The sequence below is a fragment of the Paenibacillus sp. FSL L8-0663 genome, from assembly GCF_038008125.1.
Lineage (GTDB): Bacteria > Bacillota > Bacilli > Paenibacillales > Paenibacillaceae > Paenibacillus > Paenibacillus polymyxa_D.
Map to the genome: position 1 here is coordinate 4,500,188 of NZ_JBBOYM010000001.1, position 20,833 is coordinate 4,521,020.

A 20,833-nucleotide genomic window follows, 5' to 3' on the forward strand; every position below is an offset into this window, starting at 1 on the left:
TATTTTTGAAGGATATCAGGACTTTAGTCTTTATTTCCCAATATACCACACTTTAAGGTGCTCTGCTTCGATTCATTGCCCTTCCTGCTCGAATAACCTATAATTTAATGAAATAAAGCATAACGACGGTTTTACATATGAACCTATGGATTGGCTAAAAATATTCATTCTATACAGCTGCGATAAGATTAAGAAAAGAGAGGAGGAACTTCATGAACATCAGTCAACTCGAAACACTTATCATGATTTCCAAAACGATGAGCTTCCGCAAAGCCGGAGAACTTCTCAATTTGACGCAGCCGGCGGTGTCCGCCCAAATTAAAAGTCTAGAGGATGAGTTCAAAACCATCCTGATTGACCGCAACCAGCCTGTCACCCTGACCGACCGGGGAGCTGTTTTTTTGGAACATGCCGAGCGCATATTAGAGGTTGTTGAGGAATTAAGACAAAAATTGTACGATCTAAACGAAACACCACAGGGTCACATTGCGCTGGGTACCACAACATCCATCGCTATTCAAATTTTACCGCGCGTGCTTTCCTACTTTCAGGATCAGTTCCCTCTCATCAAAACCTCCATTCAATCCATGGCTTCCTCCATGATTTATCAGCAGGTGGAGAACGGACTTATTGATGTTGGCATCGGCTATCTGATCGAACGTAATCCTAATTTAAGCACTTCGGTTCTGTATTACGATTCCTTTGAGCTAGTCGTGTCTCCTACTCATCCGCTGGCTTCACAACCACATGCTACCATTGAAGCCCTTCGGGAAATTCCGCTGATTCTGCTCTCTCCTGATACGGTGGGACGAAAATTCGTAGACGATGTATTTAAAAAGCACCAAATCGTGCCTCATGTCGTGATTGAGTTGTCCAGCAGTGAGGAAGTCAAACGGATGGTCGAAATTAATCTCGGTGCGGCCATTATTTCCAGACTATCGGTCACTTCTGAACTGCGTGCAGGCACATTAAAAATGATCCATATTCCTGAGCTGGAAGTTAGTCATCCGGTAGGAGTGATTTATAAATCCGGCCGATATCTAAACTCAGCCATGCAGCAATTTTTAAGTGATCTGAAGGGGATGCCGGAGACGAATTTCACCAGTTCTGAATAACGTAATTCGCTATGAACAACATACGCAATATAAACCCTGATTACGAAAGGAAGACAGGCTATGAAATTTGATCTGCACACCCATCATTTCCGCTGCGGTCATGCAGACGGAAACATTCGAGATTACATTGAAGCAGGCATTCAGTCGGGCTTACAAGCGATTGGTATTTCGGACCATTCCCCTTTCCTGGGCAGCGAACAGGATCAGGCTTTTCCTAAAATTTATATGGCCAAATCACAGCTTGCTGAATACGTAGAAGAGGTACAACAGCTTAAAAAAGAATACGAAGGCCGTATTGACGTGCTCCTCGGATTGGAAACGGATTATTTTCCTGATTTTGCTGAATTATATCGTTCCACTCTGGCTCCTTATCCATTTGATTATCTCATTGGGTCGATTCACAATGTCGAAGGGGACAGCATTTTTAACCGTAACCGTTGGAACAAATTAAGCGACGCTCGTAAAATCGAGGTCAAACAAGCCTACTACACGCTCATTCAGGAATCTGCGCGAAGCGGCATGTTTCAGATTTTAGGCCATATTGACGCAATGAAGGGGAACTTTCCAGCCTTTTCAGACATTCCTGCTGATGAAGCCATTGATGAAACCTTGCAGGTAATTGCGGAATCCAATGTGGCGATTGAAATTAACACTTCGGGTAAAACCAAACTGAGTGGCGGATGGTACCCGTCTGCTTCTATTTTAGAAAGAGCGCACCATTTTGGTGTGGAGGTTACTTTTGGTTCGGATGCCCATAAACCTTCGCGGGTAGGCGATGACTGGGAAGAAGTAAAGGCAATGCTGAAGGATATCGGCTTCCGGGAATGGGTCTATTTTAAAGAAAAACGTAAAATTTCTGTGGCGCTTTAAAATTCAAGGTGGGAATTGCCTCTCCGCAAATCATTTGATCTTACGAACGCTGCTGCAATGGAATTGTTGGGGATTGTAATTTATAAGGTAATAATTCCATTGCAAAGGCGAATGCTTAGCAAGATTATGACATCTATGTGTGAGGAGAATTACATATGCACTTGGAAGATCCTATGGACAAATTTAAAAAGCTAAAGCATGACATCACGCGATTTATGCTAATCTATAAATTTGCGCTCGACGAAATGGAAACCAAGATTGAAATATTAAAGCAGGAATTTCAGGCATTACACGATTACAGCCCTATTGAGCATACCAAATCACGCCTTAAATCTCCTGAGAGCATCATGAATAAAATGATTCGTAAACATAGCGAGTTATCGCTGGATGCTATCAAAGATCATATCAAGGATATCGCCGGCTTGCGTATTACTTGCTCTTTTATTTCTGATATTTATGATGTCAGTAACATGCTTCAGAGACAAAGTGACTTGAAGGTGCTGGAAATTAAGGATTACATCAAGAACCCCAAGCCGAACGGTTACCAGAGCCTGCATTTGCTGGTTCAAGTTCCTGTATTCATGTCGGATTGTGAGGAGCTAGTCTGCGTAGAGGTGCAAATTCGAACCATTGCGATGGATTTCTGGGCCAGCCTGGAGCATAAAATCTTTTATAAGTACAACCAGTCCGTTCCCGAAAGTCTGACACGTGAATTAAAGAACGCAGCAGACTCCGCTAATGCGCTAGATCTCCAAATGGAGCGACTGCATCGTGAAATTAAGGAGATTAAAGACGCTAGAGGTGAAGAGGACTCCATGGAGGAGCTTCGGAAGATTATGATTAATAATCAGCAAATTACGGTGCCGGCCAATTTCTTGAAGCTTCTAGGAGAGTAGGATTAGGCGGTGCTCCACCGCTATGCGAATGATTGGTTCAACGAATCGCATGTTTGTTCAAAAATGAAAGAATAGAATCATTGATTAAGATCGGCTTCTCTCTAAGCATGTGCGGTCGATGACTACAACCCGGAACAATTAGATAACGTGAGTCTTGGGCCCCTGAGCATAATTCCAGGAGTTGCTCTTCTGTGGCGAAATCGTCATGTTCACCCGCGATAAATAATGCAGGGCACGTAATGCTACTTAACTCACTACGTGTCAATTGCGGATATTGGCGCCAATCCTGTGCGCTCTGACGCATAATCAAATTCATCTGCCCCCTCAGGACATGCGACTCCACTACAGCCTATGGTCGTAACGGTCGCAAACATTTGAGGGTGCTTCACCGCACAATATAAAGCCACATTGCCTCGCAGCTGTACCCATTTTTTCGTAATACATTTCTAAATCCTGAATCTCTACGTATGGCATATGATCCTCCTTTTTTTCATTGCGTCCTGTATCTTTTACATTCATTAGTCCGTCTATCTTAATATAAATGAAAACCATTCTAGGAGGAGTGATGTAAGTATGAAAAAGATACTTGTACTGGGTGGAACGCGCTTTTTTGGCAAGAGACTGGTGGAACGTCTGCTAGAGAGTTCCGAGAACTCCGTTACCATCCTCACACGGGGCCAAGCAAGCGATTCGTTTGTTGACCGCGTTCAGCGGATTTGTGCAGACCGTACCGACCCGCAAGCGCTCGCTGAGGCCGTAGGTGAGCAAGTGTGGGACGTTGTTTATGATAATATTTGCTTTTCCCCAGATGAAGCAAGCGAAGCCTGCCGCATTTTTGATGCTAAAGCCAAGAGGTATATCGTGACCTCCAGCCTATCCGTCTATGATTCGAGCCCGGAAGTGCTGACAGAGAGCATCTTTGACCCTCAGGCTTACCCGGTTCGCAAGGGCGGGAAGGACGATTTTACATATCAGGAGGCTAAACGGCAGGCAGAAGCAGTTTTTATGCAGCAAGCTACATTTCCTGTAGTTTCTGTTCGTTTTCCAATTGTATTGGGGACAGACGATTATACGAAAAGACTTCATTTTCATATCGAACATGTTCGTGAAGGAATAGAATTCGGAGTCCCTAATTCCGCAGCACAAATCTCATTTATTCGTTCCGATGAAGCCGCAGATTTTCTGTTTTGGCTTGGTCACACTCCTTTAACAGGGCCTGTAAATGCTTGCTCCGACGGTACAGTGAGGATTGGAGAGATCATTTCGATCATTGAGCAGGTAACTGGAAAACAAGCTGTGATGAAAGAAAAAACAGCAGACGAGCACATGTCTCCATTTGGTATTACACAATCGTGGTACATGGATACGTCCAAAGCCCAGTCAGAGGGGTACTCATTTCTCTCCCTAAATGTATGGCTTCCAGAGCTGATAACCAGCCTGACCCGTTCCTAAAAATCACAAAAAAAAGGGGACCCGAAGCTTCGGGTCCCAGCAATATATATATGATTCAAAGGGGGTCATGTTTATGTTGTACCCACTCTATGTTAAAGTAACTTTGCAGTTATATTTCATTTTTGTAACAAATTGAAATATAACTGAGCACAGCCAAGGCAAGAAGGCTACTCGCTTCCGCAGAAATAGAGAAGGCCCTACTATAGGATAACAAAAAAAGAGGACCCGAATCGTCGGGCCCAGCAACATATATTATTCAAAAGGGGGTCATGTCTGTATTGTACCCGTCCTGTGTTAGAGTTGTTTTGCAGTTATATTTCATCTTTGTAACAAAATATTCCACTTCCATTTCTATGCATAGTCCCCTTGGGTTATCGAAAATACCAATACACTTGGTACCACTCCTGAGGGATCATAAGCACCAATGGTACGCAGCAGGCGCATCTTATTTTTCATAAGCACTCGCATAGAAGCCTGATTATCCTCTTGGCAACGACTTTCGATCCGATGGAGCTTCAAAGATCCGAAACCAAAATTCAACATTTCTCCCACCACTTCTGTACCCAGCCCCTGTCCCCAAAAAGGACGATCCAGAATATAGCCCAATTGCGCCTCCCCCGTTCTTTCATTCCATTGCTGAAAAGAGACGATACCGAGCAACGGTGAAGAGGTAAGCTCATTGGATTCACTAAGTAGATTGCTTTCTTCTGTATTTCTCGGATGCCATTCCACCGCAAAATGCAGGGAATCTAGTGAATCGGAAGAAATTTTAATTTGCGCAACCAGACGCCGCATTCGTGCATAGACTGGCTTGCGAATTCGATTCACATATTGGATCACCAATGGATCGGATAGGATCCGTTCCAGCGCGGGATAATCCTCCGTTCTTAGCTGGCGCAATCGGACTCGGCGGGTGTAAAGCTCCGGTAGCCCAAGACGAAGCATTTCTCTGGTCAGCACAATGTTCCCTCCTGCGGATGGATTGGCTTTTAGAAATGAATGTTTCCATACTTAATCCAGTTCCTGAATCCCGCGGTAAATTCCTGTACGCAGCTCTCGAATATAATACGGCAAAGAAGGCACATCAGCTTCCTCCGCTTGTTTTACCGCCAGTTCTATATCATAAGGTACACGTACAAAATGAATGGAGAAGGACGTAGGCTGCTCCTCTCCCATCTCCCCCTCTAAAATGCAGTAGGAAGCCTGCGTAACATCCAACGGATTCCCGACACTGCCGACGTTAAAAAGTGTTTTTCCCTGAAAATGCTGGATAAAAGCATTGTGCACATCACCATATCCCACAACATCCGGAGCAAAAGCAACTTTTCCATTTTCTTCTGCTAACGGATCGAACATGGCAAGCCGTTTTTCCGGCTCATCCCATGGCTGCACACGGTGATACACACTTTGCGGCGAGGCATGCACCAGACGGATACGGCGTCCGCTCATTCTGAAATCATAATGAAACGGTAACTGTGCCAAATACTGCACTCGTTCTGCCCCCAAGCGCTCGGCTTGCCAGCTAAAATTGAGATCATCCGTAATACTGACCAGCTCATCCCAATTCCCCCGCACGACCACTTCACAACGTTGACGGACAGCATCCAGAACCTCGCTCGGGCTAGGCCCTTTGCCGATCAGATCCCCCAAACAAAACACACGGCTAATGCCTCGGGAAGCAATATCCTCCAGCACCGCCTCACAGGCAGGCCAATTGCCATGAATATCTGAAATGACAGCAATACGATCCATCTGAACCTCACTCCTTTGTCCGAAACGACTACATCTCTACACTACATTCAAGCCATCTTTATGTAGTTCCAAACTATATGACGAAGATGAAAAAAAATCATGGCCTATTGGCCGGATTTTAGTGTAATGACACTAAGCTCCGGCCTGCACAGCACGCGAATCGGCAGATGTGTCATGCCAATGCCTCGGCTAACATATAGCGGCATTCTCTCCGTTCCCACATGAAATAATCCCTGGATGTACTTGCGTCCACCCGGAGGCGGCATTGGCGCTCCAATGACCGGCAAGCGTACCTGTCCTCCATGCGTATGCCCCGACAATTGAAGATCAAAGGACATTTGCGCCGCCACATCTGCATAGTCCGGCTCATGCATCAGCAGGAGCTTGCACATCTCATCAGGTAGTCCGTGGATGGCACGCTGCGGATTGGGCTTGCCCATGATGTTATCCTCTAAACCGACCATAGCTACACGCTGTCCCGCAAGCTCTACAATCGCATGCTCGTTTCTCAGCAACGTAAACCCGGTTTTCGGATACAATTCCTGTACTCCGGCGGGTAAGCCTCTATAATCATGATTGCCCAGAATAGCAAATTTGCCAAGTGTGGCGTACATAGAAGCCATAACTGGAACAGCAGCCTTCATGGATACTGCATAGTCATCCACAATATCGCCTGTAAAACAGAGCAAATCTGGCTTCAGACCTGCTATCCGGTCCGCAAGCTCGCGTAAATCCTGCTCATCCATGTGAAAACCCAAGTGCACATCACTGAAATGTACGACCCTGATTCCGTCAAAAGCAGACGGAAGACGAGGGATAGACAAGTTGAAGCGTGTAATTTCCAAATGATTAGGCTCCCATAAGGAAGCATATCCTCCAGCTAGAAGCGCGGTTCCGGCTGTGGCTAAAGCCGCTTTTTTCAAAAAATGGCGGCGCGAAGGATTGGCTGGTTCATTTGAAACGGAACGCCGCGAAGAACCGGGAGGGATAGCGGCCCCCTGATGCGGGCCATCCTGACTCTCGCGGCGGGTGTGCGGCGTCTTCTCCATATGCGTTCCCCCTTGCGATCTATTCCTTGATCTCACTTATTCGAATTCTTACCGTCCAAAAGCTTTAGCGATGGGTGGACAACCACTGCTCCGCATAGTCTACCAAATCACGTTGCCTCGCGAAAAAACATGAAGCCTCCCCAATGTTCACCCGCGTAAAAGCTGAGGGACAGTCCCGTTCAAAATCAAGTCCCAGCTTCTCAAAGTCATCTGAGGTAATATTAAAATCCTGAAAAGATACCCACGCTTTTGCTCCATCCACCATCATAGGAGCTTGATGGGTGATCACTTCACGTCCATTGTAGGCTGTTCGATATTCCGCCAAATGCAGGGACGTGTTGCTGTCATGTCCGCAGCCCAACAGCACTACATAAGCATCTGCCTCGTACAGCTTCGCCAAGGGCGAATGCTCACCCAGTCCAAAGTCGAGCTCATGAGCTGCCAGTAATTCCGAAGCTGTGGGTCCACGTGCCGCCAGAGAAACATGCGGATGCCCGCTGCGCTTGGTTCCCGGCAGGCCACGGAACGTTTCTACAATGATGCCCATCCCTCCGGTCAGCGTCCAGGCCGGATCATAAGCGGGCATTTCCTCGCGTACCAGTTCCCACCATGACTCATCCAGAGGCGGGTTCATCCAAGTCGAGGGATCAGTCAAGTCATGTGACTGTGTCGGCATCACCAGCGTCCCTTCCGGGCCAACTGCTTCGGTTAGTGCGGCAAGAATGACCGAGGCCCAGCCTGGAACAAAGCGTCCAAAGCTGCGCATCGACGAGTGAACAAGCAATGTCATGCCGCTCCGAACCCCCAGATCCTCTAATCCCTTCAATACATCCGACCTAGTGACAGGTCGATTCGTTATCGGTTGCACAGTCACCTGTCCAGCCTCCTTTTCTCCAAAAACGATACACAATACCATAATTATACCATAACTGCTATCCCGCGCTCCTTCCTCCATGTTACCCTCCATCATTCCTGAGCGCAAAAAACAGGCTTTCTCCAGTTTGAGAAAAAGCCTGTTTGGGCATAACCTATTCGCTGTCTAGTGCTATACAGTCAGCCAGCGCTTGAACATATGCTTGGTCGTTTCCTTGTTCATTTCGGCAATAGAAGTGGTCAACGGAATACCTTTCGGACAAGAGCGTACGCAGTTTTGCGAGTTCCCGCACCCTTCCAGCCCGTCGTCTGTCATCAACGCCTCTAGCCGCTCTTCCTGATTCATTTCCCCTGTCGGATGGCTGTTAAACAGGCGAACCTGAGATATCGCCGCAGGTCCGATGAACGTCGTCTTCTCGTTGACGTTCGGACAAGCTTCCAGACAGACACCACAGGTCATGCACTTGGACAGCTCATACGCCCACTGACGCTTTTTCTCAGCCATTCTAGGACCAGGGCCCAGATCGTAGGTACCGTCAATCGGAATCCACGCTTTGACCTTCTTGAGCGCATTAAACATCCGGCTGCGGTCAATGACCAAATCCCGTACTACCGGGAACGTGCTCATCGGTGCAATCGTAATCGGCTGCTCCAGCTTATCGACAAGCGCCGCACAAGCCTGACGCGGCTTGCCGTTAATCACCATGGAGCATGCTCCGCATACTTCCTCCAGGCAATTCGACTCCCAGCACACCGGAGCCGTCTCTTTACCGTGGCTGTCCACCGGATTACGCTGAATTTCCATCAGCGCGCTAATCACATTCATTCCCGGACGATAAGCCAATTCGAATTCTTCCGTATAGGGACTGGCTTTAGGATCAGCTTGACGGGTCACAACGAACTTCACTGTTTTATTCGACTTCACTGCTTGCTCCGACATCTAAATACACTCCCTTCCGTTATTTGTTCTTGGAATAATCCCGAATACGCGGCTTGATCAGCGAAACATCCACCGCTTCATACGAGATTTGTGGTCCTTCCGGTGTCCAGTCCGCAATCGTCGTTTTCAGGAAATCCTCATCGTTGCGATCTGGAAAGTCTGGTTTGTAATGGGCCCCACGGCTTTCGTTGCGCAGCAGCGCACCTTTGGTCATCGCTTCAGCCAGCTCCATCATATTCCACAGTTGCCGTGTAAACGCCGCACCCGCATTGTTCCAGCGCGAAGCGTCATTGATGTTAATGTTAGAATAACGCTCCTTCAGCTCCTTGATCTTGTGGATCGTAGCTTCCAGCTTGTCATTATAACGAACCACAGTCATGTTGTTCGTCATCCACTCGCCCAGCTCTTTATGAAGAACATAGGCATTTTCTTTTCCGTCCATATGCAAAATACGCTCATACTTCTCCGTCTGCTGATTGACTGCGGCATCAAATACGGAGGACGCTGTATCCTGTGCAGATTTTTTCAAGCCTTTGATATATTCCACAGCCTTAGGTCCAGCCACCATCCCGCCGTAAATGGCTGAGAGCAACGAGTTCGCACCCAAACGGTTCGCTCCGTGGTATTGGAATTCACACTCACCAGCCGCGAACAGGCCTGGTATATTGGTCATCTGATTGTAATCGACCCACATGCCGCCCATTGAATAATGAACAGCCGGGAATATTTTCATCGGAATTTTGCGCGGATCATCACCGACGAATTTCTCATAAATTTCAATAATGCCGCCCAGTTTTACATCCAGCTCTTTCGGGTCCTTGTGGGACAGATCGAGGTAGACCATGTTCTCGCCATTAATACCCAGTCCATCATCAACGCATACACTGAATATTTCACGTGTCGCAATATCGCGAGGGACCAGATTTCCGTAAGCTGGATACTTTTCTTCGAGAAAATACCATGGCTTACCGTCCTTATACGTCCAAATACGACCGCCCTCTCCCCGTGCCGACTCGGACATGAGACGTAGCTTGTCATCACCTGGTATAGCCGTCGGATGAATCTGGATAAACTCACCGTTCGCATAGCGTACGCCTTGCTGATACACCGCACCGGCAGCTGTGCCCGTATTAATGACGGAATTCGTGGTTTTACCGAAAATAATCCCGGGCCCACCAGATGCCAAAATAACTGCATCCGCCGCAAAAGTCTTCACTTCCATCGTACGCAAATCCTGCCCGCAAATCCCTCGACAGATGCCTTCATCATCCAGTACAGCCTGTAAAAACTCCCAGTTTTCATACTTGGTCACCAAACCCGCAGATTCCCAGCGCCGTACCTGCTCATCGAGAGCGTACAGAAGCTGCTGTCCTGTCGTCGCACCAGCAAAGGCGGTCCGATGATGCTGGGTACCGCCGAAGCGGCGGAAGTCCAGCAGTCCTTCCGGTGTCCGGTTAAACATGACGCCCATGCGGTCCATGAGATGAATGATCCCCGGCGCCGCTTCGCACATCGCTTTTACCGGAGGCTGGTTGGCCAGAAAATCCCCGCCATAGACCGAATCATCAAAGTGAATCCAGGGGGAGTCTCCCTCACCCTTGGTATTTACCGCACCATTGATGCCACCTTGAGCACAGACGGAGTGGGACCTTTTGACCGGAACCAAAGAAAATAAATGAACGTGAACTCCCGCCTCTGCCGCCTTGATCGTAGCCATTAGACCTGCCAGACCGCCGCCCACGACAATAATGTTGGATGCTGCCATTTCTGCTCACTCCTTTTTTTCAGGATTTTTAACCAAATCCCCTTTTACGTTTGAAAATAGAATTTCAACACAATGTATAATGGATATGACTCATTTACAGTAGTTGTTTAAAAGTACTGCATTGCACCAAGGCAGTTGCTATTTCCTGAAATTCCGCGCTGCGGAATGCAAGCAGGGAAGCGATGAAGCCGATAGACACCACCACGAACAGGGTCATACAGATATAAGAAGATACTTTTTGCGCACGTGGTCCCACGGTAATCCCCCAACTGACCATAAATGCCCACAGTCCGTTAGCAAAGTGAAAGGATGCCGAAACGACACTGATTAGATACAAAATGAAATAAACCGGGTTCGTCACGATGCCATGCATGACCCCGCCTAGCTCCTCATGAGTTACATTACCCAGAGCCACCTGAAAGCGTGTGTCGTATACGTGCCAGATAATAAATACAAACGTAATGACGCCGGAAATACGCTGGAACAGAAAGCGCCAGTTACGTGAATAGCCGAACCTTTTGACATTCGGATCAGCTTGATAAGCGATATACAAGCCATAAATTCCGTGGAACAGTAATGGCAAGTAGATGAATAACGTTTCTAGTACAATAACCAGCGGCAAACCATTCAGGAAGGCCACGCTGCGGTTAAATCCTTCCTTGCCGCCCTCCACCGCTGTGAAGTTCGTCACCAAATGCTCAACAAAAAATAGAGCCAACGGAATGACGCCAAGAAGCGAATGCAGCTTTCTGGAATAAAATCCTCTCATCTAGGTCATGCTCCCTTCTCCCAATAATAGCGTTTTCAATAGTAATATAACATATAAATTGACAGTTCCCGACAGGAAATGTCCAACAAGGTGTCCCTTATTAGGAAAAACAAAAGTGTGAACATCTTGTGTCGCTTTCATGTTACTCCTTTTCGGCTTATAATGGAATTGCAATATACGTATTAATTATTATGTCTTTTTTGCATATAGAGAGGAAGTGGATGATTTGTTTGAGGATTTGAACGCTTTTGCCGTCATTGTCGAGCAGTCCAGCCTGAATAAAGCCTCCAAACTGCTGAATCTGTCCCAACCCGCCCTGTCCCGCAAAATTGCCAAGCTAGAGGAAGAGCTGGGTGTAAATCTCTTTGATCGTCGGGGCAAACGACTCGAAATTACGTCCACCGGCCGATTTGTTTATACATTCGCACTAGAGCAACGGCAACGGCAGCTTCGCTTCTTACAAAAGCTCTCCCAGCACAAAAATGAAGCCCAGAGTATGCTTACACTCGGCGCAAGTCTCACGACACTCCAGACAACGCTGCCTACCCTTGTCGAAGCTTTTATGAGCAAGCATCCTCAAACCGAGCTGAAGCTGCTCACCGGTAAAACCCATGAAATCGTCGCCTTTGTACGTGACAAAAAAGCAGACGCCGGTATTGTCGGGTCTGCCATTCATGAAGTCGGACTGCGTTGCATTCCGCTATTTGACGATCATTTGGAGCTCGTTGTTCCCATTGGACATGAATTAACCGTTAAGACAGGAACGGCCTCGATGAAAGATCTGCAAGGATTGCCGATGATTATTTTCTCCAAAGGAACCTGGTACCGCAGTCTGACGGATGACTTGTTCCAGCGCAGCGGCATCATGCCGGATATCCGCATGGAAATCGACTCCTTCGAGGCGATTGTACGCCTGCTTCCAACCTGTAAGGCTTCCGCCTTGCTACCCAAATCCTATTTGCGTAGCGAACTGCTGCGGGATAATGGACTCACTGCATTGTACTTGCCCGATTTGAAGGAGACACGCCGAACGACCTCCCTCATTTACTCGGAGACGACCGATCTCGGTCCGACAGCACGACGCTGGATTAGCGAGACACGTGCGTCGTTTGCAGGCTATCGTATGGTGTAGAGAGTTTAGCCCTCTTCATTGACATTAACAACCTCATCCTCAAAGCGGCCGATATTGTCATTTGAGCCGATGATGACCATAATATCGTCTTCTTTTAGCCGATCCATAGCCGTCGGTGCGATCAAGATACCGTTCGCCGTATGAAGCGCCACGACACTACAGCCAAAGCGGGTGCGAGCATTTAGTTCTGCAAGCGTTTTGCCGTTCAGACATGCAGGTACATTGAGTTCCACAATACTGTATTCCTTAGACAACTCCAAATAATCGAGCAAATTAGGCGTGACTAGCTGGTGAGCCACACGGATACCCATGTCCCGTTCTGGATAAATAATCCGATCCACACCGAGCTTTTCTAACGCACGCCCGTGCAGCACAGATATGGCTTTGGCTACGACCTTTTTCACACCCAGCTCCTTCAGCAAAATGGCGGTCAGGATGCTTACCTGGATGTCATCACCAATAGCAACAATGCCGCAATCGAAATTACGGATGCCCAGTGATCGCAATGAGTCTTCATCGGTAGCGTCCGCCACGACAGTATGTGTCAACATCTCACTCATACTGTCCACAACATCCTCATTCCGGTCAATGCCTAGCACCTCGCACCCCATATCCACCAATTGCAAAGCTAGGCTTGAGCCAAACCGCCCCAAGCCAATAACTACAAACTGCTGCGTTTTCATGTCTACTCGAAAACTCCCTTATCCTATAATCATTTTACCTTCCGGATGACGATATAATTCTTTACCCTTTTTCGGCCCCAGTGCATAAGCTAGCGTGAGTGGCCCCAGTCTACCTGCAAACATCGTCAGGGTAATCACCAGCTTGCCTATGACTGTCAAATCAGGTGTAAGCCCCATCGACAGCCCCACCGTACCAAACGCAGACACCGTCTCGAACAAGATCATCAGAAAATGATGATCTTCGGTTGCTGACAAAATCATCGTCACCCCGATCACGAACAGCAGCCCCAGCAGTGTAATGGTCAAAGCCTTGTAAATTCGTCCCTGCGCAAGTCGATACCTGAACAGCACAATATCTTCCCGCCCCCGCAGCATCGAAATCACTGCTCCAATGAGCAGCGCGAATGTTGTGGTCTTAATCCCGCCTCCAGTGGAGCCAGGAGAAGCCCCGATAAACATGAGTATGATGATAAAAAACTGCGTAGCCTGCCGCAAGCCTGCAATGTCCAGTGTATTGGCACCTGCGGTACGGGGAGTAACAGACTGGAATAAAGATCCCAGCAGTTTACCACCCCAATCAAGCGAGCCAAGAGTCTTTGGATTCGTAAACTCAAACACAAAAATCACGAGCGTGCCGACTACAATCAGAGCGCCCGTCATGCTGAGTACCACCTTGGTATGCAAGGACAGTCTCTTACGCTTGCGATATTCTGCCAGGTCCGACATCACTACAAAACCAATGCCGCCTGAAATAATCAAAAACATGGCTGTAAAATTAACAATCGGATCATATACATAACCTGTTAGGCTGCGAAAGTGCCCGAATAAGTCAAAACCAGCATTGTTAAACATGGAGATGGCATGCCAAATCCCAAAATAAATCGCCCTGCCTACAGGCATATCAAACGACCAGCGAATCGCAAATATTACAGCACATATGCCCTCAATGACCAGCGAGTACAACAGCACCTTACGGATCAATCCGACAATTCCTTCGACAGAGGTCTGATTCATCGCTTCCTGTAAAATGAGTCGCTCCCGCAAGGAAATCCGACGTTTGAACACCAGCGCGATTAAGGTAGCCATGGTCATAAAGCCCAGACCGCCGATCTGAATGAGCGCCACGATAACAACTTGACCAAAGGTTGTAAAAAAGGTCCCCGTATCCTTTACGACAAGCCCTGTAACACAGGTCGCGGAAGCGGCAGTAAACAAAGCGTCTACAAACGCAAGTGGCTTTCCTGTTGTATTGGAGATCGGCAGCATTAACAATAAACTACCTATTAGAATGATAATGGCAAAGCCCGCAACGAATATCTGCGGTGGAGAAAGCCGGAGCCAGCTTGCATTGGGATTCATCTATTCATCACTTCTCTCCTAATTCTTAAAACTATAAAAACAGTGATTTAATACGGTGTAAGCTTGCTACGCGTTCCATTTGATCTTCCGATCGTCGTTGCCCCTGAATTTTTTGATTTTTCCAAACCTTAGTTAACTATAATTAGCATTCCCTGAATACAGGAAGAATGCATGTCAAGCACTACTCGGTCCCCTGTGCTATTGGCGGGCAGTAGCGAAGGGGGCAGAATTGTTCTGAAGAAGCGAAGCGTTTGCCTTTATCTCCGGATTTTAACCATTAAAGGGGGTATACAATCAAAAAATCCGGGGATAACAGCAATCGGAAGAATAATCTGCACCCGCAGCGGTCTATCTAACCAATCCAAACACTTTTATACACACAAAAAAAGACACCGGAAAACCGAGTGCCTGACTTGGTTCCTGCTCATAGCCTACGAGGTTAGCTGACGGATTCGGGCAGCACAGTATGCCCTATTTACACTTCCGATCCACCAGTGATCGGCTGTAAAATTCACCCCAGTAACATGGTTCCCCCGTTTTCCCATAGAAATTCGGCTCAACTGTATATCATTACCTATGTATTTTATAGGCATTGCCTCAAGATTATAATCCTTCTATATCCAGATCACAAAACCGATTTCGTCGAAAAAACGTGAAATTGGCTTTATTTTGCGAATGGGCATCGTTTAATCGCAGCTTATCTTATTTTATTGGAACTTTAAAGTGCTTTCACTCTATTTTCATGAATATCGCTGGTCTGTTGGCGGGAACCTGTGCAGTATGATATCTTTAATGGATGTTCTTATTTACAGATTAAGGAGGAAACTCATGAATCCTATCGGGAAACCGGTCGTGCTCACGGCCAACTTCAAAAAATTAGGCTTGCTGGGCGGGATTGGCCTGATTTGCTTTTTTATCTTTCAATTGCTTATTCCCTCGCTTAGCAATCCGAGTCCAGAATCAGTAATGAATGCAAAGGTCATCAGCAAACAAGAAGCGGTCATACACGCATTGGACTTCGCCCGCTCCGAGCTGGGATATACTGAATCACAGCCAGAGGAGCCTCTGGTAACCTATCAGGCCGAAACAGATTTGTACGGTTATTTATCTAGAGAAAAACTGCTTCAACAGTACGACCGTACATGGAAGAAAAATTACCCTTACGAAACCTTTCGGGTCGATCTGCCTGAATCCTCAGCGAAGAGCAAGCTGCAAATTCATGTAGATTTATCCACTGGGAAGGTCGTTAGTTTTAAACGGATCACCTCCAGCACCAATTACACGCAGGCTGATATTTCTACGGATGAACAAGCACGTAACAGGCTTGTACGTGTGGCTGAGGACGGCATGACGCTTGAAGCCAAGGAGCAGGCGGCCGCTGTATGGGTGAAGCGCTTTGGCTTTAAGCCGTCGGACTTGAAGCTCGCGACCACTGAACAAGAAGGCGGATTAAAGTATACCGTAGACGATAAAAAAATTGGCGCCTCGGTACTTACACTGGCTTTTACTTTTGAAGACGGTGATGTTCGCTCCTTCACTCAAAGCTTTTCGGCCCCGTCATCCTATACCGATTATATCGAAAAGCAAACATTTTGGGCGAATTGGATGACCTATGCGGGTTATGCCCTATTTAGCTTTGTGCTGGGTGTACTTGCCATTGTGTATGCGTCACTCACCCGACGACATACTTCATTTGTACGCGGCATTGTTCTATCCGTTATATACTTTATTGCTAGTATAGCTGGGACCATGAACATGCTGCCTTTATTGCAAGCAGAAGCAGGCGGTAAGGGCATGCTTCTATTTCTTATGGTTTTCCAGATTGGTGTTACCTTCGTCATGGCTGTAGCGCTCTACTTCTCCTTGGTCGGCGGTGACGGACTTATGCGTCAGGTTGGACTGAATGCATGGCCACGTGCGAAAGAGCCGGGCTACGGGCTGTATGTGCTTCGCAGTATGTATGTTGGCTACTTGTGGGCCTTTATTTTGCTCGGGGTACAATCCATTTTATTCTTTATACTGGAGCGCACATTTAATACATTCTCCACCACAGATGCCACGCAATCCCCTTACAATATGGCTTATCCATGGCTACTGCCGATTATGGCCTGGATGGCAGGTATTGGTGAAGAGACTGTCTACCGTCTGTTTGGTATTCCGATGGTCAAAAAAATAGTGAAAAATACTTTTGTTGCTTGTCTGATCACCACGCTGATTTGGGCACTGGGACATACACTTTATCCGATCTATCCAGTGATTTCCAGACCTATTGAGCTGACTTTTCTTGGTTTGCTGTTCAGTTTTGTGTTCCTGCGTTACGGCTTTATTGCCGCCATGTTCAGCCACGTTATTTTTGACAGCATTCTAATGGGACTTAGTGTGATGAGTCTGGGAGATACTGTGAACGTGAGCGCGGGCCTATTCTGGATCTTACTTCCAGCCATTGTGGGTTACATCATTTATTGGTTTAGTCCTAAAAAGCCAAATCGAATGATGTTTGAACCTATACAAAAAGAGGAGTCGCATTCTACGACTCCTCCTCCCGAAGGGCAGCTATAATCTGACGCGCAAGCTTATCCCCAATAGAGAGAGGCCGGAAGTCTTCGACACTGGCCTCTCTTATTTTTTTGAGCGATCCAAAATGCTTAAGCAGTAACTTACGCCGTTTCTCGCCAATGCCTGGAATAGAGTCCAGCCGGGAAGTTACCATAGATTTGCCGCGTTGCTCGCGGTGGAACGTGATGGCGAAACGGTGAACCTCGTCCTGAATCCGTTGCAGCAGGTAAAATTCTTCGCTATTACGTGCAAGTGTCACGGCCTCAGAGGATTCTCCCACCAATAGTTGGGATGTTCTATGTTTGGCATCCTTCACCAAACCACATACAGGAATGAACAAACCCAGCTCATTTTGCAATACATCGGTCGCCGCCTTAATTTGTCCACGTCCACCATCGACAACGATCAAGTCGGGACGTTCCAAATTTTCCTTAAGCACACGTTCATATCGACGCCGGATAACCTCACGCATTGTTTCATAATCATCGGGTCCCTGCACAGAACGGATTTTATATTTTCGATACTCCTTCTTGGCAGGCTTGCCATCAATAAACACGATCATGGCTGAGACTGGATCGGAACCCTGGATGTTGGAGTTATCAAATGCCTCCACCCGGTGCAAGCTATCCAGCCCAATGGCACGTCCGAGATTGCTTGCAGCTTTGGATGTTCGTTCCTCATCCCGCTCGATCAGCTTAAACTTCTCATCCAAAGCTACACGTGCATTTTCCGTCGCCATGCCTGTCATTTGCTTTTTCAGTCCACGCTGCGGTACAAGTACCTTTACATCCAACCATTCAGCCAGAGCGAGAGCCGCCGTACTCGGGTCCTCCAGTCCACCGGATAGTTGAGTTTCTATTTCCTTTATCTCGGCATCTTGGTCACCAGCTTGATCTTGATTCGTTGCCGCTGCATAAGTTGCCCGTTCTTCAGCCACCAGCAGTGAGTCAGCAGAATGCTCTGTCTCCGTTTGTATCGCATTCTCATCTGTCTGTCCGGTAACATCGGCTGTAGGTGCACTGTAGAGTGCAGTTTCTGCCGCAACCGGTTGATCGACATTGACCTGTTTCGCCTGCATCAGCTTAGGAGAATCCGGCAGCAATATTTCCTGCGGCACTGCTGGGTTGTCACTATAATATTGCGTCACATAGGACATAAAATCACTGTAAGCCTCACCGTAGAAAGGAAAAGTCGACATATGGCGCTCGATCATTTTACCTTTGCGGACATATAGGATCTGTACACACATCCAGCCCTTATCTACTGAAAAACCGAATACATCTCGATCTTTCGCATCCGATGTGGTGATTTTCTGCTTTTCCATCATCGCGTCGATGCTGATAATCTGATCTCGCAACTCCTTGGCCCGCTCAAAGTACAATTCCTCTGCGGCCTCCTGCATTTTACGCTGAAGATCCTTTTTAATTTCCTCATGTCCCCCGCTCAAAAAGGAACCAATTTCCTGACCAATCTGGTCATACGTTTCCTTTTCGACCTCTTTCACACAAGGCCCCAAACATTGATGCATGTGATAATACAGACACACTTCCTTGGGCATCACACCACACTTGCGTAACGGATACATACGGTCCAGCAACTTCTTCGTCTGATGTGCCGCGTAGGAATTGGGGTACGGTCCAAAATATTTTGCTTTATCTTTCAGAACGCGACGGGTCACCTCCAGCTTGGGGTGTGCCTCGTTCGTAATTTTCAAATACGGAAAGGTTTTATCATCCTTCAATAGCACGTTATAACGCGGCTGGTACTTTTTAATGAGGTTGCACTCCAAAATGAGCGCCTCCATATTACTGCCTGTAACGATATATTCAAAATCACGAATATCGGAAACCAGTCGCTGCGTCTTGCCGTTATGGCTACCTGTAAAATAGGAACGGACCCGGTTTTTCAACACTTTGGCCTTGCCGACATAAATAATGGTGCCTTCGCTATTCTTCATCAGGTAACAGCCTGATGCATCCGGCAGTAACGCTAATTTGTGCCGTATGTTCTCCAGCGCCTTCTCCTGATTCTGCAAGTCCTCCGCATAAGGTTTCATTTGCCCGGTTCCTCCTTCCATTCTTAATGACTACTCAACTAACTACTTATAATATATAGGAATAATACACAAAAACGCCCCCGGTATTTACAACCGGAGGCATTGACCTTTCATGGCCGCTCCACCAAGCCCCCGCGGGAGCATGGGTCACATGCAATGATTATTGGTGTTTAGTAAGCATGCTTTTCAGCGCTTCTTTGGAGTTCAGACCTACCACTTTATCAACAGGCTGTCCGTCTTTGAAAACGATCAGGGTCGGAATACTCATCACGCCGAAACGGGAAGCAGACTCTGGATTTTCATCCACGTTCACCTTCGCGATTTTGACGCTGTCGCCAACTTCTGTGGACAGATCCTCCAGAATAGGAGCGATCATTTTGCAAGGACCGCACCATGGCGCCCAAAAATCAACCAAAACGGTTCCTGTGCCTTCGACTTCTGCGTTGAAGGATTGATCGGACACGTTAACAATTGCCATTGTATGTTCCTCCTTTATAGAAAAGTCAAGATTATTATAACCTGTAATGTCTGTTTCGACACCTTTTAATTATATCACAATAGTCTTTTAATTGTAAGATATCGAAATAGCAGACGGATAAACGCTTACCCCCGCTGATTTTTTCCCTTTACGGTAATGACATCTACAAAAGGACGAATCCGGTCCATCAAGCGTTGTCCTTTATACATTTCCTCTCCATCCTTGCTCGTAAAGCTGAGATGCTTCTCCAGCCCTTGCAACGAATAATTGGAAGTATAAAAAGTAGGTTTGCGGTTCATTCGGTAATTCAAAATAGAGCCCATCACGTGGTCCCGTACCCACGGGCTTAAATTTTCGGCTCCAATATCGTCAAATACAAGCAGATCACAATTTTTGAGCATTTCGGTCGTTTCCTTCAACTTCTGCCCATCCTGGATCATGGACTTTAAGTCCTCCACAAAATCAGGCATATACACGATCACACCGTTCAGACCCGACAGGGCCAACTCGTGCAATAAATAGCCCATCAAAAAAGTTTTACCCGTACCAAACGTACCTTCCAGATACAGTCCTTTTTTGGATAGACCCTGACTTTTCGTTTCTTCAATGTAACGGAATAGCTGTGTGACGGCAGGCATGCGTTGTGAATCTTTGCGCGCAATTTCAAGGGCGTTATATCCCTCCAGAAGTGCGCGTTCATCCACATAGAAGCTTTTAATTCGCTCACGCACCCGTTGCTCATGTTGGGAAGCAATCTGCTTCGCACATGGGGTCCGAATGTCTACAATTTCAGCAGTTCCATTCGGATATTCCACGCCCAGCTTGCAAAAGTGGCCCTGAAAATCGTTAGGACACCGTTCCAGTCCCGGACAATTGTCGCAATTTCGACGATCTCGGGCATACTGAAAGAGCATGCTCATGTTGAGTCGCAATTGTGTTTCGTCCACATCAGGATGCGCAGCACAAAACTCCTGCACGAGCGGATCATTTAGAACCTGATCGGCTACATTGCGAGTACGCTGGCGAAACGAAGGGTTCTGCATCTGCTGCAGCAAATCGCCCAGTGATTCCAAGAACGCTCCTCCTTT

At 47.2% G+C, this 20,833-nt stretch carries 19 protein-coding genes and 1 riboswitch; of the genes, 6 read left to right on the forward strand and 13 right to left on the reverse strand.

Features of this window, described 5'->3' with window-relative positions; genetic code table 11:
* Positions 1-212 precede the first annotated feature (212 nt).
* The 3 genes from MKY75_RS19835 to MKY75_RS19845 all read left to right on the forward strand — a co-directional run bounded on the left by MKY75_RS19835 (position 213) and on the right by MKY75_RS19845 (position 2,881).
* Entirely contained in the window at positions 213-1,115 is a 903-nt protein-coding gene (locus MKY75_RS19835; RefSeq protein WP_023990132.1) for a LysR family transcriptional regulator, read from the forward strand.
* Between the two features lie 60 nt (positions 1,116-1,175).
* On the forward strand, positions 1,176-1,985 hold the full coding sequence (locus MKY75_RS19840) for a histidinol-phosphatase (protein WP_039272676.1): 810 nt from the start codon (positions 1,176-1,178) through the stop codon (positions 1,983-1,985).
* A gap of 155 nt (positions 1,986-2,140) precedes the next feature.
* A complete protein-coding gene (locus tag MKY75_RS19845) occupies positions 2,141-2,881 on the forward strand; it encodes a GTP pyrophosphokinase (protein ID WP_165148567.1) in 741 nt (246 codons plus the stop codon).
* Between the two features lie 37 nt (positions 2,882-2,918).
* Here the strand turns inward: MKY75_RS19845 and MKY75_RS19850 are convergent, their stop codons facing one another.
* A complete protein-coding gene (locus tag MKY75_RS19850) occupies positions 2,919-3,191 on the reverse strand; it encodes an alpha/beta fold hydrolase (RefSeq protein ID WP_238437842.1) in 273 nt (90 codons plus the stop codon).
* Positions 3,192-3,454: 263 nt separating this feature from the next.
* Between MKY75_RS19850 and MKY75_RS19855 the strand changes: the two genes are divergently transcribed.
* Positions 3,455-4,333, forward strand: coding sequence for an NAD-dependent epimerase/dehydratase family protein (locus MKY75_RS19855; RefSeq protein ID WP_340886315.1), 879 nt, complete (start codon positions 3,455-3,457; stop codon positions 4,331-4,333).
* Between the two features lie 351 nt (positions 4,334-4,684).
* On the opposite strand, the gene MKY75_RS19860 is transcribed toward MKY75_RS19855, so the two are convergent.
* From MKY75_RS19860 to MKY75_RS19890, 7 genes are all read right to left on the reverse strand, one after another.
* Positions 4,685-5,293, reverse strand: a complete 609-nt coding sequence (locus MKY75_RS19860) for a GNAT family N-acetyltransferase (RefSeq protein ID WP_340886316.1) — start codon at positions 5,291-5,293, stop codon at positions 4,685-4,687.
* Positions 5,294-5,344: 51 nt separating this feature from the next.
* The gene (locus tag MKY75_RS19865; RefSeq protein WP_318628009.1) at positions 5,345-6,085 is read right to left on the reverse strand and encodes a metallophosphoesterase family protein; all 741 of its coding nucleotides are present in this window, start codon (positions 6,083-6,085) and stop codon (positions 5,345-5,347) included.
* 104 nt (positions 6,086-6,189) lie between these two features.
* The gene (locus tag MKY75_RS19870) at positions 6,190-7,134 is read right to left on the reverse strand and encodes a metallophosphoesterase (RefSeq protein WP_340886317.1); all 945 of its coding nucleotides are present in this window, start codon (positions 7,132-7,134) and stop codon (positions 6,190-6,192) included.
* A gap of 64 nt (positions 7,135-7,198) precedes the next feature.
* Positions 7,199-8,008: an aminoglycoside N(3)-acetyltransferase gene (locus tag MKY75_RS19875; RefSeq protein WP_340887108.1), complete on the reverse strand. Its 810-nt coding sequence runs from the start codon at positions 8,006-8,008 to the stop codon at positions 7,199-7,201.
* Between the two features lie 171 nt (positions 8,009-8,179).
* A complete protein-coding gene (sdhB, locus tag MKY75_RS19880) occupies positions 8,180-8,947 on the reverse strand; it encodes a succinate dehydrogenase iron-sulfur subunit (protein ID WP_013311795.1) in 768 nt (255 codons plus the stop codon).
* A gap of 19 nt (positions 8,948-8,966) precedes the next feature.
* The gene (gene sdhA / locus MKY75_RS19885) at positions 8,967-10,712 is read right to left on the reverse strand and encodes a succinate dehydrogenase flavoprotein subunit (RefSeq protein ID WP_039272682.1); all 1,746 of its coding nucleotides are present in this window, start codon (positions 10,710-10,712) and stop codon (positions 8,967-8,969) included.
* 94 nt (positions 10,713-10,806) lie between these two features.
* Positions 10,807-11,481, reverse strand: coding sequence for a succinate dehydrogenase cytochrome b558 subunit (locus MKY75_RS19890; protein WP_025724031.1), 675 nt, complete (start codon positions 11,479-11,481; stop codon positions 10,807-10,809).
* Between the two features lie 226 nt (positions 11,482-11,707).
* Between MKY75_RS19890 and MKY75_RS19895 the strand changes: the two genes are divergently transcribed.
* Positions 11,708-12,613, forward strand: a complete 906-nt coding sequence (locus tag MKY75_RS19895) for a LysR family transcriptional regulator (RefSeq protein WP_029518250.1) — start codon at positions 11,708-11,710, stop codon at positions 12,611-12,613.
* A 5-nt stretch (positions 12,614-12,618) separates the two neighbouring features.
* Here the strand turns inward: MKY75_RS19895 and MKY75_RS19900 are convergent, their stop codons facing one another.
* Positions 12,619-13,296, reverse strand: coding sequence for a potassium channel family protein (locus tag MKY75_RS19900; RefSeq protein ID WP_340886319.1), 678 nt, complete (start codon positions 13,294-13,296; stop codon positions 12,619-12,621).
* Between the two features lie 18 nt (positions 13,297-13,314).
* Positions 13,315-14,655 carry a TrkH family potassium uptake protein gene (locus MKY75_RS19905; protein ID WP_318628008.1) on the reverse strand — a complete coding sequence of 447 codons (1,341 nt, stop codon included), beginning with the start codon at positions 14,653-14,655 and terminating at the stop codon, positions 13,315-13,317.
* Positions 14,656-15,068: 413 nt separating this feature from the next.
* A riboswitch (cyclic di-AMP (ydaO/yuaA leader) is annotated at positions 15,069-15,222 on the reverse strand.
* Positions 15,223-15,483: 261 nt separating this feature from the next.
* Between MKY75_RS19905 and MKY75_RS19910 the strand changes: the two genes are divergently transcribed.
* Positions 15,484-17,214 (forward strand): CPBP family intramembrane glutamic endopeptidase, encoded by a 1,731-nt coding sequence (locus MKY75_RS19910; protein WP_069012625.1) that lies wholly within the window; start codon positions 15,484-15,486, stop codon positions 17,212-17,214.
* On the opposite strand, the gene uvrC is transcribed toward MKY75_RS19910, so the two are convergent.
* The 3 genes from uvrC to dnaI all read right to left on the reverse strand — a co-directional run bounded on the left by uvrC (position 17,183) and on the right by dnaI (position 20,818).
* Positions 17,183-19,267, reverse strand: a complete 2,085-nt coding sequence (uvrC, locus tag MKY75_RS19915; protein WP_069012624.1) for an excinuclease ABC subunit UvrC — start codon at positions 19,265-19,267, stop codon at positions 17,183-17,185. The two genes, MKY75_RS19910 and uvrC, sit on opposite strands and share 32 nt — an antisense overlap.
* 160 nt (positions 19,268-19,427) lie before the next feature.
* Positions 19,428-19,745 carry a thioredoxin gene (gene trxA, locus MKY75_RS19920; RefSeq protein ID WP_010347861.1) on the reverse strand — a complete coding sequence of 106 codons (318 nt, stop codon included), beginning with the start codon at positions 19,743-19,745 and terminating at the stop codon, positions 19,428-19,430.
* Between the two features lie 125 nt (positions 19,746-19,870).
* Positions 19,871-20,818, reverse strand: coding sequence for a primosomal protein DnaI (dnaI, locus tag MKY75_RS19925; RefSeq protein ID WP_029518246.1), 948 nt, complete (start codon positions 20,816-20,818; stop codon positions 19,871-19,873).
* Positions 20,819-20,833 lie beyond the last annotated feature (15 nt).